Origin of the sequence: Pseudomonas koreensis (genome assembly GCF_036668835.1) — a bacterium.
Classification (GTDB): Bacteria; Pseudomonadota; Gammaproteobacteria; order Pseudomonadales; family Pseudomonadaceae; genus Aquipseudomonas; species Aquipseudomonas koreensis_I.
Window position 1 is genome coordinate 48,939 of the sequence record NZ_JAZEVW010000011.1, and the last position, 13,595, is coordinate 62,533.

The window sequence follows — 13,595 nt, forward strand, 5'->3', positions numbered from 1 at the left end:
GCGCCGAGCGCGCTTTACCCATACATGTATAAAAGGTCGTCGATCAGCTCTAGGTCCTGCTGTGTGTACTGGACTTTGTTGTACCGTCTAATGTCCTCAAGCACACCTCTGATCGGGACTTGACGCGAAGGGTCCTGAACGATTTCGATCAGACGGTCGAAATCCGGATCTCTTCCCTTGAGGTATTTTTCAATCAGTTCTTTGAGCGCTACGCGCGCCTCTAGATCGGTTAGCACTGTTACTTCTCCGGCAAAATCGTGACTTCATCTGCTTTGATGATGGTGGTGGTACCCGGTTTCGGAATAAGTTGTCGCGCACCACCCGTACCGTAGCCAGGGTACGCTTTTGTGAAGGGCTCCAGGTTCGGACCTTTACCACCAAGCTCATATGGCACTGTAACGGTTGGCACGCCGTCCTTATAGAGTTGCAGCGTGTCGAACTTTAATCGCAGGCGACCATCACTCCATGCAGGGTCAGGGTCAGCAGGAGTGATGTGCTTCGGCGCCCTCATTTGCAATGCTTCCGTAGCCGCGTCTCCAGTCTCAAATTTATCGAACCCGAAATACGACAGCCGTGCGTCGCCTGAGTTGATCGTATTCTGCGCGTGAGTATTTACGGTTCCGTCTGCGTCCTTGTATCCCATGTATCGATATGCCGTCGAAGGTAAGGTCGAGTCCGGTCCGGATGGGCCAACATAAAAATCGGGCTTTGACTCGACGACCGTCGGCGGGGTGACGTCTCCAGTCTTTACGCTGGAGTCTGCAAGGGTAGGGGTAGTGCTCGGAGAAGATGATCCTCCAGGCTTGGGGCAGTTCGCAGCGGGCTTCAGTGGTGCCTTTTTCGCAACACCAGAAATCGCTTTAGTAATCGCCCTGAACATTAGGCCGAGCGGGTCTACCCAGCCGGTAGGGTTGGGGGCGTACTGGTAGTTGTTCAGGCCACCTGCAAGCTTTACCGGGTCGGGAGTTAGAAACCGTCCTGTGCTCGGGTTGTAGTACCGGTGGCGGTTGTAATGAAGTCCACTCTCTGCGTCGAAATACTGGCCTTGAAACCGTAGCGGGTTGTCGATCTCCGCGACATCCAGCGCAGCCAGGTTTCCATAGGCCCGATATTTGGCCGACCACATGATCGCGCCGCTGTAATCGGTAAGCTCCTGCGGCGTGCCCAAGTGATCGAGCTGATAATAGAAGGGCGTGGCTTTCAGTGGGCCTTCACCGTCGAGCATCGCCAAGGGGCGAAAGCTGTCCGGCTCATAGACATAGGTGCGATATCGATTTTCACCACTCTCTACAATCAGCCGTTCGCCTTGCCAGAGGAATTCGGTGGTGTGGCCATCGACTGTTTTCTCGATACGGCGACCGAAGGCATCGTACCTGTAGATCGCGATACTCCCGCCGGGTAGGCTGACGCCGATCAAGCGATGCTGGCAGTCATAGCGGTATTCAGTGACGAGCTTCTGCCCGGTACCTCGGCGCTCGCGAATCAGATTTCCATAGGCATCGTAGTCGTAGTGACGGTCGCCCTGCATGAGCAGCCGGTTGCCTTGGACGTTCGCAAGATTGGCGGTGCCTTCGTTATTCTGGCCCAGCAGATTGCCGGCTGGGTCGTGCGCGAAGCTCTCCGGTGTTGCACCCCGAACGTTGATCAGGCGATCCAGTGGATCGTAGTGAAAGTTGCGTGCACCTTTAAGGCTGTCATTGATGCCTGCGAGGTTACCTGCCGCGTCGTAGTTATATCGGCGCTGCAGCACGATGCTGTCGCGTTGGCTGACGCTGTGAGCCTGCAAGCGCCCCTGATCGTCGTATTGATACTCACTCAACAACAAGCCTTGTTGACGTTGCTGTTCACGACCAGCCTTGAACTGGTGAGATGTGAGGCGAGAACCGTTGAGGTCAATGCTGCTGAGATTACCTCCGGACAATCGGCGATAGTCGAGCTTGCTACCGTCCGGTAGACGGCAATGTTTGAGTTGGCCGACGCTGTCGTACTCGTAGCGCAGGGTCCCCCAACCCTGATGCTCGGTGATCAGCCGATCTTGGGAGTCGTATTCATAAGCCAGTGGCCAGTGACCGTCATCGACATTGACCAGGCGACCGAGCGCGTCATAGCTGTAGTGTATTTCCTCACCATCAGCCAGTGTTTTCACGAGCAGGCGGCCAGCGGAGTCACGCTGATATTCGGTGATCAGTTCGCTACCGTCGTCGCCGTATTCAGTTTTCTTCAGCAGGTTGCTATTCAGGTCGTATTCGTAGGCAGTACGGCGACCATCAAATCCAGTTTCCTGCTGTATGAGCCCGTTTGAGTAATAGTCGAGCTGATAATGTTCGCCGCGCTCGTTTTCGATCTCAGTCAGCAGCAGGCGTGAGTTGTCGTAGCGATAGCGCAGCTCACTGCCGTCCGGGTTAATGCGGCGGCTGACAAGTTGCAGATTGTCGGCGTATTCGTAGCGTGTGATACGGCCTAGTTCATCGCGCTCGGCTGTGACCTTGCCGTAGGCGTTATAGGTATAAGTGCGGGTCGCACCGCCAGGCTTTGTGGTCTGCGTCAAGCGGCCAGCCGCATCCCATTGGTAATGGGTGATCGAGCCGTGTTCGTCCTGGCGGGTGATTTGACGACCCAGTGCGTCGTAGCGGTATTTACGACGACCACCATCGGACAATGCTTCTTCGAGCAATTGACCCAGTCCATTCCAGGCGAGCTGATGCCGTCCGCCGTCTGGATGAACGATCTCTAGCACACGACCTTGGGCATCGTAGCTGTAGTGTGTTTCGTTGCCGTCAGGATCTGTCTGGCGGGTGATATCGCCTTGGCTATTTCGCTGGTATTTCCAGCTCGCTTTACCTCGGTGAATCTCACTCACAAAGCCATGTCGATATTCGTAGAACGTCGGCGCATCTTCAGGAGGAATAACAACGGCAAGCAGGCCGGCATCGTTGTAACGGTATTCGGTAATTGCTCCGAGAGGATCCTTTTCTGCAATCAGCCGACCTTTGTCGTCATAGGCCTTCTGAGTCTCAGCGCCGTCCGCAGCGGTCTCGCTGATGAGTCGAGCATTTTCGTCATGCACATAAACTTGCTCGCTACCATCAGCGTTTGTAACGGTAACCTTGCCGGCATCGTCCCAGGCGTACTGCGAGTCCATCTGCGAAAAACTGGCCCAGTGACGGATGCTGCGTGACGATTTGCCTTCGTTTTCCCACTCCCAGAAAAAGCTCGCACCACCGGCCAGTTGTCGTTCCAAAATGACGTGATGGTCGTTGTAACGGTAGTGTTCAGTTTCACCGGCAGCATTGGTGGCGCTGATGAGCTGGCCTTGCGCGTTGTACCGATAGGTCACCAGCGTTTGAACGGTGATCCATGGCTCCTGTCGTTGACCCTGATCCGTGTACTCAGCACGGCGCTGCTGATAATCCACGGCAACGATATGACGGTCTTCGTGGCGGACTAAAAGGGAGCGTCCGGCGTTGTTGTCGATGCGTTGGATTCGGTCAGCAAAGTCGTAACTCAGCTGTAACTGGTTGTTGTACGCGTCACTGATGGTGATCAAGCGGCCCGCACGGAAATGATAAAAGCGCGGATTCTGCCCGGCCTGCGTCAGGATGAGTTCGCCTGGTGTCGATCCCAGGTAGATGGCCGCTTTCGACAGGCTGTTGATAATGGCGGGGCGTTGCTGCGTCGGCATGGGAAAACGAGTGGTTCGGTTTTCGTTATCCGTCCACAGGACGCCCTCATCATCCAAATCCAGTCGATGAGAAAGAGCGTGGCTCCATCCAAACCCAAGGCGGCTGTTGATCTCGACCGCACTGGTGCGATAAAGGCGCGTCCACTCAAACGGTAGCAGGCCATCGAGTTGGCCATCGGTGAGAGTCAGTAATTCTTCGCCCGTGACCATCGAGACCGGGCAGCCATTGGTGCAGGTGTCTTGCACCGGCGCCGCACTCTTGTCGTCAGGATTCTTCGATTGTTTCGAGGCGTCATCAGGGCGCTTGCCGTGTTCAACGGTCGTGTTACGTTTGCCATCAAAACGTAGCTGCGCGACTCCTTTTTCTACTCGCGTCGCTACTCCACGAGCGGCGACCGCGACGTATTTACCGACGTAACCCATGAAGCCCTTGATGATGCTGAATAACGACTTCACGAATCCGGTGACAGCTTTGACGATGATTTGGCCGTACTTCGCTAAACGTGCGGCCAGATAAAATAGCCCGGCGCCTTCGGCTGCGACGGTCAATACGACCGATATCACGATGTCGATGAGAATTCCGATAACGGCTGCAGATGTCATCTTCGCCGTTTGGCCAGCCGCCTGCGTCGGTGGCAATGCTGAAACCCAGATTGAAGCGCAATGCACCATCAAGAACAGCGCGGCCTCGTCGCTGGCAAGCAACATGGCCTGTTTCATCACATCTGGCGCCTCTTTGGCCAGCTTGATCAGTTCCTCTGCACCGGCCCCTAAATCCTCTGCGAACTTTTTAGGGTTTTGAAGGATGTCCAAGGCCTTCGAGATGCCATCCCAAACGCCTTTGATAGCTTCCCATCCGCCTTCGAGAATGCCGACCCCAATTGCCATCGCTTTGGCTGATGCACTCTGGTTCGACCACTGCGGTTTGAAGCCTGCCCATTCTTTGCGCAGGAATCCTTCTAGATCGGCAGCTAATCCGTCGTAGGATTTGAACAGCGTATCGATCTGCGCAGGTGTCACCTGATCGTGGACGTGGATCTTGTAGGATTTTCCAGGCTGTCCCTGAAAACTGCCTTTACCCTGTTTATCCAAGGTAATCGTCGACTTGGCGCCTCCATCCACGGCAATGATATCGACTTTGATATCGCCGATAGGAATGTCGAAAACCGATTCGAATTTGCTCTCAATCAGCAGCGGCCCTACAAGCGGGCACTTGGCGACGTATGAAAAATCACCATCAGTCATGCTGACAGACTTGCTAGAGTCGCCGGCTTTTATCACGCGCTCCATTCCAAGCAGGGAGGGCATGTCTGCGGCTCGGCTGGCTTTGTCAGCAAGCTGTGCGTACCAGCTCTTGGTTTCCTCGCGGTACAGCTTGAGGCTGTTTTTGAAGGAGTCCAATTGTGTTTCGATAGTGGCAACGCGATCCATCAGCCTTGCTCCAGAATCAGGTGGTTTAACAGTGCTTCTTTAAGGTTTTTCGGCGCATCCGGGCGGCGCACGAAACGGCTGACTTTCAGCTTCAGGTTGTTCTCTGGCCAAGCGTTGTAAATGTCCGGACGTTCTTCTTCGAGCCATTGCAGGAGATTGCCAATCAGTGTCGAAGGGTTTTCCTTGGTCAAACTGTCCAGCAACGGCTTCGGCACTTCCCACCACGGCCAGTCCCGCACCTTCGGCACCACCCGCGTGCCCACTTCCAGCGCCTGCCCATTGATCAGATACCGCTCAAACACCGGCAGCACTTCACCAGCCTTCTCCCCAAGCCCCCGCAGAATCGGATAAATATGCCGCCCATCCCAAAACCGGAAAAACACCTCGGTGCCATCCGGCATTTTCACCTGCGTCAGGCTGCGCAGATGCTCGAACACTTCGTTTGGCTCTGAGCGCGATACGGCCAGCCAGCCCCAGTCGAGGGCGTCGGTGTCGGCGATCCATGGCAGGAAGGCGGAGTTGGCTTTGAGTTCGGTGAGGTAGGGCATCACCGGTTGCCAGGTGGAGTAGGGCGTGCCGCCCCAGATCGGGATGAGCTGGGCGGTGGGTTCGGTGAGGTACAGGGTTTTTAGCGCATCGGCATCACTCGCCGCGCTGATGATCAGGTACAGGCGTTCACCAGTCTGCAGCGGCTGTTGTGCCAGCCAATCCTTGGGCGTAATTCGATCAGATGGCACAGGCACCTGCCTTGCATTTTTCGCATTCTTCACAGAACGGCGCGTTACGTTTGAGGGTGTTGATCTGGGCCGGGGTCAGGACCTGGCCGGCCTTGTCGGCGTCGGCCTGTTTCAGGATGCCGGGTATCAGCGGGGCGGCGCCCGTGCCGCTACCCGGGCTGCCGCCGGAGTTCATGTTGATCACCGGGCCGCTCATGGTCACGCCGCCGGCGTCGATCTTGATGAAGCTGCCGCCACCGACCAGCGTTAGTTCGGCGCCGGCTTCCATCACGACTTTCATGCCGCTGCTCAGGTGGATTTCCTGCCCCGCATCGATGAACTGCCCAGTCCCAATCTTTATGTGCTGATTGACGCCCACGGTGAGGTGATCATTCGCCCGCGCCTCAACTTTGCGGTCGGCGTAGACGGTGTGGTGCTCTTCGGCTTTGAATTCCGTGTAGCTGTTCTTTTCAACGGTGTCGTGGCGTTCGTTGCCGACGCGGATTTTCTGGTCGTGCTCGATGTTTTCGTCCCAGTCGCGCTGGGCGTGCAGGTAGATCTGCTCCTGACCTTTTTTGTCTTCGATGCGCAGTTCGTTGTAGCCGCCACCGCCCATGGAGCTCAGGGTCTTGAAGGTGCTGCGGGTCTTGTTCGCTGGCAGCGCATAAGGGACGGTGTTTTCCTTGTGGTACAGGCAGCCGCTGATCAGCGGTTGATCGGGGTCGCCCTCAAGGAAGGTGACCAGCACTTCCATGCCGATGCGCGGGATGGCGATGCCGCCGTACTGGGCGCCGGCCCAGGCGCTGGAGACGCGCAGCCAGCAACTGGTCTTGTCGTCGGCCTGTCCTTCGCGGTCCCAATGGAACTGGACTTTGACCCGGCCGTATTCGTCGCAGTGGATTTCTTCGCCTTTCGGGCCGGTGACCACCGCGCTCTGGCTGCCGAGGATTCGCGGTTTCGGGTGGCGCAGCGGCGGGCGGTTGGGTACGTCCCATGGCGTGGCCTGGAAGCGGTTGCGGTAGCCCTGGTGGAAATCGTCTTTCAGCGCGGTGGTGTCACTGGTCACCGACTCCTCGAGCACTTGCGGCTGCTTGCCTTCATGCAGGACTTCGGTGAGCAGCCAGAGGTCGTTCCACTTGGCTTTCGGGTGTTCGGTCAGGGCGAGGAAATGGCCGCTGACCAGCAGTGGCTGATCACTCTTGCCTTCGGCCAATTGGAAGTCGCTGCGATGGCGTTCGAGGGCGCGTTTGGCCAGGTGCTTGCCGCGCTCGCGGTCGATGAAGCGGCCCGGGTAATCGTAGTCTTCGAGGTCGGGCAGGGCGTCGCCACGGTTTTCGCTTTCCAGGGTCAGGCGCGGTTTTTCGAAGTCGTAGTCGCGGCGGGTGGTGCGGCTGGTGCGGGTTTCCAGGCGCAGGTCGAAACGCTTGATCACCGGGTTGCTGGCGACCATGCCGGAGTCTTGCTGATAGGGCACCGGCTTGAGCTTCGGGAACACCGTCTGGTCGTCGCCGAACACCAGCTTGTGCGCGTTGGCGCTGTGCTGGAAGTGGAAGTGAATGCCTTCTTCCTCACACAGGCGCTGGATGAAGTGCAGATCAGACTCGTCGTATTGCACGCAGTAGATGCGCTCGGGATAGATCGAGCCGGTCTTGAATTCGTAGGCGTTGCCTTGAATGCCGTGCTCTTCCAGCACTTGGCCGATGATCTTCGGCACGCTGAGGTTCTGGAAGATGCGCTGGTTGATGCGGTGCGCCAGATACGCCAGTTGTGGGCGCAGCGTCACCGAATAACGGGTCAGGCGCTTGCCGGAATCGCCTTGCGCGGCGCGGTAGATCTGGCCATGGATGCCGCTGCCGTCAGGCGACAGCTGCAGAAAGGCCGGTTTGTGCAGCAGGGTTTCGAGGTCCAGCGACGGCTGCTCACTGACCAGCTCCACCTCAAAGACAAAAGGCTGGCTGATGGCTTCCCGGCCGGTGAGGGTAAACACCTGAAAGTCGGCGGAAAGCCCTTCGATGGTCAGGGCAAAGTGGGTTTCATTGGCCGGCGCGAACATCCCTTGTTCCTCGTGCTGTACAGCGGCGCTCGTCGACGACCGCAAAAAAAGCGGCTCAACGTACGCGAAATTCTGGAGGGGCGTAAACAACATCGACCAGCAGAGCTGGCCGATGCGTGTAACGGTCAGCCGTAATTAAACGACTGGAGCACGCCAGTCATCGGAACCCGAAGTACCGGATACTTCGTGGGTCCAGGTGATTTTGCGGTAGGTGAACTGCACTTCTTCCAGGTGGGTGAAGTGCGCGTTGCCTGGATCCTGGCAGTTGTGCATTTTGTTGTTGATGGCGACGATGATCGCGTCTTCCAGTTTGGTGGTGTAGTAGTGCTCTTGGGTGCCTTGAGCCGAAGTGCGGTACCACTGGATAACGATTTCGCTCATGCGCTCGCCGGAAGTCAGTGCTGCTTGCAGCAGTGGCGAAGCCTTGTCGTAGACCTTGGTGATCACAACTGGCTTGTGAACGCGCTGACCGGTTGGCTGACCGGATTGCGGGTCACGCGGGATGATCACGTCGTGGCTGAAAGCCTGAACCATGACCTGGTCTTCGTGGCCTTCCTGGTAGGTGTTGCCAACGGAGTCGGCGGTGAAAGCGCCGGCAGTGATCAGGCCTTGTTTTTCGCCGGTAACCGACATGTACGCTGGTGTTGCCATGGGGTGCTCTCCTTGCGGATAAATTGAGGGTGCCCGGAGGCGAAATCGCCCGGTGGGTGGCTGAGAGTTATCAAGGAGCGTGCCAGCTTTTGGCACATCCCCGGGAGCCGGGGACTTGACCGCTCTGGCTCGAGGGTTTGAGCATTTTTTGAACAGCGAAGTGGCTGGAAGTGCGCAAGAAGTTGCGCAGTGCTGCGCAACTTCTTGCGCACTTGGCTGGAGGCCTTGAAATACATGGCCTCTAGCGGAATCGGTGAGCATTTTTACAGAACAAGTGCGCAACTTCTTGCGCAGTATGGCGTTAGGCCATGCCTGGCGAGTACTTCGTTCTACCTTCCTGAATAATGTGATGGGGGCTGGCTGCTTTCGGCCAAAAACAGCCGTTCTGACATGCGTAAATACCTAAGCTGATTTCCTTCCCGTGCATTTAAATACGCGTAGAGCGAAGGATGCATTCCGTTTAGGGCCAGGCGGGGATGAGAGAAACTCCTGGTTTATCGAGGCTGCACTTGAACGCGGCTTCATAGATTTTTCCTGCTTCCACATTTCCGATCGTACTCCCTATAGTTCCACCGAAGCTCTGAGAAAGGGGAACGACTTGCTTCTGGCCACGCTGTTCTCCCTGAGCACATTAACCGGCATATGCCGTCAGAAGGATAATTTTTCTCTTCATCTGGTGACGAAAAATGTCAATCAGCTTTTACTGAAAGCGACAATAAGCTATAACAATGCGAAGGGAAGCATGCTCAAAATTTTAGGAATTCGTGAGTCTATATTTCGAGCTTAGATAACGCCTACAACACACACAAAATAGCTACTTTAAAATTTTCATAATGGAGCGCAGCGGTGACTAGGATTACGAGTTTTTTTATTGAAAATTTATATGGCTTGTACAATCATCAAGTGAATTTTGATCATCCTGAAGGGATATCAATACTGCATGGGCCAAACGGCGTTGGCAAGACCGCGGTTTTAAAATGCATAAGCTATATATTCTCATCAAATTTTGATGAGCTAGTTAAAATTCCATTCGATAAAGTGAACATAACGCTGAGCAATGCGTTGCGAATATTAGCAATTCAATTAAGGCAAGGCTCTTCAGGAGGTGGCGGAAAGGAAGCAATGTACTCCGGAAAGCTTGAAGTTATCATCTTTTCCAATGAGAAGCCTGTAGCACGCCACACGTTCAACACCGCTGCGCAAAAAAGGTTAGATTTAGCGAGACTCTACGGGACAGTCTCTTCCGCAACTGCCTCCACAGCGATAGAGACTTACAGAAGCTACATAGAACAAAAAAACTTTCAAGAAGGAGGTAGCGTATCTGAGGAGTCTGAAGATCATGTAATCACCGAAGATGGAGTCTTTTTACTAGGAGGCGGAAAAAATAAAAAAAGATCCGGTTCTAAGTCGGTGAAGGATGTCTTAAACGCATTTCCAGTGCATTTTGTAGAAACCAACAGATTGTACCGTTCAACCACTGAGCCTAATCCCAATATTGCTATCGGAGTCATAGGCGCAAAAGTTAGTAGGATGACGCCCACCGTCCAAGAGTGCGCAAGGGATTTAGTTGTTCATATCAACTCAGCGCTGAAAAGTTACGGTGCTAATGCTCAGAAGCTGGATCAGTCGTTCCCACACAGATTTATATCAGAATCGCAACCCTCAATGAATATTGAAGAGTTGAAAGATAAATTTGGCGAAACCGTGACAAAGCTTAAAGATTTACGAGCAATCGGCTTGTTGGAAGCAGACTCTGTTCAGCCTTTTGACATAAAAAGTCTGGACTCAGTTGATTCTAGCAAACTTGAGATAATGAGTTTGTTTGTAAGGGATAGTCAGCTGAAGTTAAAAGTGTTTGATAGTTTGCTTGCGCGAGTGCAGCTCCTTCTAGGAAGTATGGAGAAGAAGTTCAGAAACAAACGAGTACTATTAAGCAAGGCTAGAGGCTTGTACGTGAAGCTCGACTCTGGTGATGAACTACCTTTGGAATCCTTGTCTTCCGGAGAGCAGCATGAGTTGGTGTTGATGTATGAGTTACTTTTTAAAGTGTCAGCAGGAACACTCGTACTTATCGACGAGCCTGAACTGTCTCTGCACGTGAGCTGGCAGAAAGCTTTCTTGCCAGAGTTGATCTCTGTGGCCAAAGAGGTAGGGTTTAGCGCAGTGGTCGCTACACATTCTCCATTCATTGTTGGTGGTCGCCACGATCTCATGTCTGCCTTAGATGCGGAGTTGGATGATGAGTGACTGGGATAAGAATGTAGGAGTTATAGTTTCTGAAATTATCATGATGGAAGCCAGTTCGAAAGGTTTCTATTGGCTAGTCGAAGGGCCGAGCGATATACGTTTTTTCGAAGCGAGAAAGAGACCGGGAGTCGAATTAATAGTAAGCGGGGGCAAGCGAAACGTTATAGGGTCAATCCAAGCACTTACTGCCAATCCAGTTTCAGAGCGAATGTTAGGTATTGTAGATGCGGATATCGATTGGCTTTTAGTCAATGATTCGATGCCAGAAAATATTATCTCTACAGACCCAAGAGACTTAGAAGGACTACTGTTAAGGTCAAGTGCTTACGTTAAAGTTCTGGCTGAGTTTGCTGACACAAACAAAGTCAGGGTTTTTGAAGCGCGCCATGGTTGTTCTGTGCTTCAGTATGTGCGCGATATCGCAATGCAGTTCGGTAAGATTCGTGCTGTCAATGACTTAAATAATGGTGTTTCACTTAAAAAGTTTAGACCACAAGCCTTCATGAAAAAAGACATATGGGTCTACGACTTTGAGAGCGTGATGCTTTCCGCAGTTGAAAAAGGTGTATGTACATCTATCGAAGATTTGACTACTAAGATTAGAGACTTACCAGAAGTCGAGCCTTGGAGCTACGTGCGGGGGCATGATGCGATTAACATTCTAACCGGCGGACTTGTTTGCGAAATTGGTAGGGGTGGTAAAGTCGACTCCGACAGAGTAGAAAGCGTATTGAGATCTGGGATCGAAGAGGTGGAGTTTCGTGAGACGAAGCTGCATCGCTCGATTACTGCCTGGCATTTGGCCAAAGATGATTCTGCGGCATAGTCCACTCCCCTCGTGAATGGGTATGCCTAGCTGACAGACATCAATGAAAACACTAGCGGAATTTACCGTTCAATAGGTGCGAGCTGTTAGGTTTTTTTATCCTTACTGTAGGATGGCTCAAGAAAGGTAGCTAATGGCTGGAATCAGCCGTTTAGGCACTTCTGCTTTTGGCCGTAAGTGGATGGTCAGGATCCCGAGCTTACGGCCAAAGGCAACCATTTATATATTCTTGCGCTGTTAGTATCTGCTTAGTTTTTGACTACAATATTGCAGTAAACGTCCGCTTTCGGCCGATAGCTGTCGCTCCTGAACGTCCGCATTCGGCCAGAAGGGACCTCCGGCAGAGCTTGATAATTTGTTAGAGGGGCTAGCTCGCGTGGTAGCCGGGCCATCTCCATAATTTACATCGTCACTTGCGCGCTCTGCTCACTAACGAAACGAGTATCTATAGACAACGTATTGGGCAGAGTTCTCAGTGCATAGGACGACTGTGCAATCGTTGATGTGTAACCGCTCCAGAAGCGGACGTTCATGAATATCAACAAACGGTGAGAAATGGACGTAACGTAGAGACAACCCGAAGCCCGATAGCCCTCAATCAAGGGAGGGAGAACAGATTAAAGAACGCGATCTTAAACACATCAGGTCTCCGACATAAACTAGACCTTGCCGGCCCTTTCCGTACCGACTTATGCTCCCGCGCCTGTGACTCCCATACCGACGAAGGAAAGCGCGACGAGATGGATCTTCTTCTAGTACCCCACAGCAGTGGTTCCAACCTTCAAGCGCTCTATCATAGGGCTCTCCAGTCCTCCGAAGAGCTCTATATCCTCAGTGCCTACCTCACTGAATGGGATACCAGCGTCAAGCTCGGCAGGCAGTGCAAGTCCTTCGCGTTCATCGTTGGAAAGGACTTCGGCATTACCCGAAAAGTGGCCTGCGAGAAGGTCATCAACTGGCTGCCGAAAGCGCGCCGGGCGCAGTTCCTGGTGGCGGAATTGTTCGACGGCTTCCATCCCAAGGCGATGTTCTGGCGCGAGCCTGATGGCAGCTTTCATGCGCTGGTTGGCTCTTCGAATCTCTCGAAAGCCGCCTTTGCTACCAACCATGAAGTCAACGGCTATTCGAAACTATCCGGCGATACCTTCGCGTCAGCCAGGGCGTGGATCCTTGAAATCAGGAAATCCTGTGTGATTCTCAACCAGAGCTGGCTGGATGGCTATCGGGAGGCGGTTCAGAGGAGAAAGCCGGGTACGTCCAACAAGCGATCGCAGCAGGCACCAAACAGAGTGTTCAATCTGCGTTTACCCCCCAGAAACGCGATTTCCTTGCAGGGGTCCTGGCTGGACTTTCGCAGGTCCCAGATGCTTGTCTTCGAGCAGAACAAGAAGGAACTGCAGACGCACTTCAAGACCGCGTCGCGAGCTCGGCAATGGCCTGACGAAAGGAACGAGGCCTTCTATTACGAACTGCGCAGGCTATGGGATTTCGGCGACGGCAGCCGTTTCCAGGCGAATGGCTGGGAGCGTCAGGGCAAGAACAGTGATTTCCGTGAGCTGTCCAGATCGCTCATTCGGGTCATAGAGGCCGATGCGCAGGACCGAGATGAGGTGGTAATGACGGAAATCGATCGTTTGACTACCTTGAAAGTGTCGACGCGAAAGTCCGTGTTCACCGAGATGCTGTGCCAGTTTTTCCCGGACGCCTATCACCTCGACAATGAGCCCGTGTCGGCCTGGCTGCGTGCGACCGGATGCAAGAGTCCGCACGGCGCCAGTGCCGGCTACAAATACCTGGAAGCGGCCTATCTGCTCAGGGCCGCGCTGTCCAATGCGCGGAACACTAAGGGCGGCTATCCGGTGGAGAACTTGGGGGTGCGGGATTCGGTGATCTGGCACGAGATGTGGCGAAGCAGGGCTTAGGCCTTCGATATGCTACGAAGGACGTAGGCACCGCGTAAAAACAGTTAGGCCAGTGCAGGAGTATTTG

Annotated in this window: 7 protein-coding genes; 3 read left to right on the forward strand and 4 right to left on the reverse strand. The window is 54.0% G+C overall.

The genetic code is table 11. From position 1 onward, the window contains the following. Positions 1 to 238: 238 nt before the first annotated feature. The 4 genes from V6F91_RS24575 to V6F91_RS24590 form a co-directional block, all read right to left on the reverse strand. Positions 239 to 5,113, reverse strand: coding sequence for an RHS repeat-associated core domain-containing protein (locus tag V6F91_RS24575; RefSeq protein WP_332769046.1), 4,875 nt, complete (start codon positions 5,111 to 5,113; stop codon positions 239 to 241). Next, a complete protein-coding gene (locus tag V6F91_RS24580) occupies positions 5,113 to 5,850 on the reverse strand; it encodes a DUF4123 domain-containing protein (RefSeq protein ID WP_332769049.1) in 738 nt (245 codons plus the stop codon). The genes V6F91_RS24575 and V6F91_RS24580 overlap by 1 nt, the downstream gene beginning before the upstream one ends. Next, complete coding sequence (gene tssI, locus V6F91_RS24585; RefSeq protein ID WP_332769051.1) at positions 5,840 to 7,882, reverse strand: type VI secretion system tip protein TssI/VgrG; 2,043 nt, start codon at positions 7,880 to 7,882, stop codon at positions 5,840 to 5,842. The genes V6F91_RS24580 and tssI overlap by 11 nt, the downstream gene beginning before the upstream one ends. A 135-nt stretch (positions 7,883 to 8,017) precedes the next feature. Beyond that, positions 8,018 to 8,533 carry an Hcp family type VI secretion system effector gene (locus V6F91_RS24590; protein ID WP_034154636.1) on the reverse strand — a complete coding sequence of 172 codons (516 nt, stop codon included), beginning with the start codon at positions 8,531 to 8,533 and terminating at the stop codon, positions 8,018 to 8,020. Between the two features lie 846 nt (positions 8,534 to 9,379). Here V6F91_RS24590 and V6F91_RS24595 point away from each other — a divergent pair. The 3 genes from V6F91_RS24595 (at position 9,380) to V6F91_RS24605 (ending at position 13,528) form a co-directional block, all read left to right on the forward strand. Further along, the gene (locus V6F91_RS24595; RefSeq protein ID WP_332769054.1) at positions 9,380 to 10,780 is read left to right on the forward strand and encodes an AAA family ATPase; all 1,401 of its coding nucleotides are present in this window, start codon (positions 9,380 to 9,382) and stop codon (positions 10,778 to 10,780) included. Beyond that, on the forward strand, positions 10,773 to 11,606 hold the full coding sequence (locus V6F91_RS24600) for a DUF4435 domain-containing protein (RefSeq protein ID WP_332769056.1): 834 nt from the start codon (positions 10,773 to 10,775) through the stop codon (positions 11,604 to 11,606). The genes V6F91_RS24595 and V6F91_RS24600 overlap by 8 nt, the downstream gene beginning before the upstream one ends. A gap of 740 nt (positions 11,607 to 12,346) precedes the next feature. After that, positions 12,347 to 13,528, forward strand: coding sequence for a phospholipase D family protein (locus tag V6F91_RS24605; protein ID WP_332769058.1), 1,182 nt, complete (start codon positions 12,347 to 12,349; stop codon positions 13,526 to 13,528). The last annotated feature ends 67 nt before the right edge of the window (positions 13,529 to 13,595 follow it).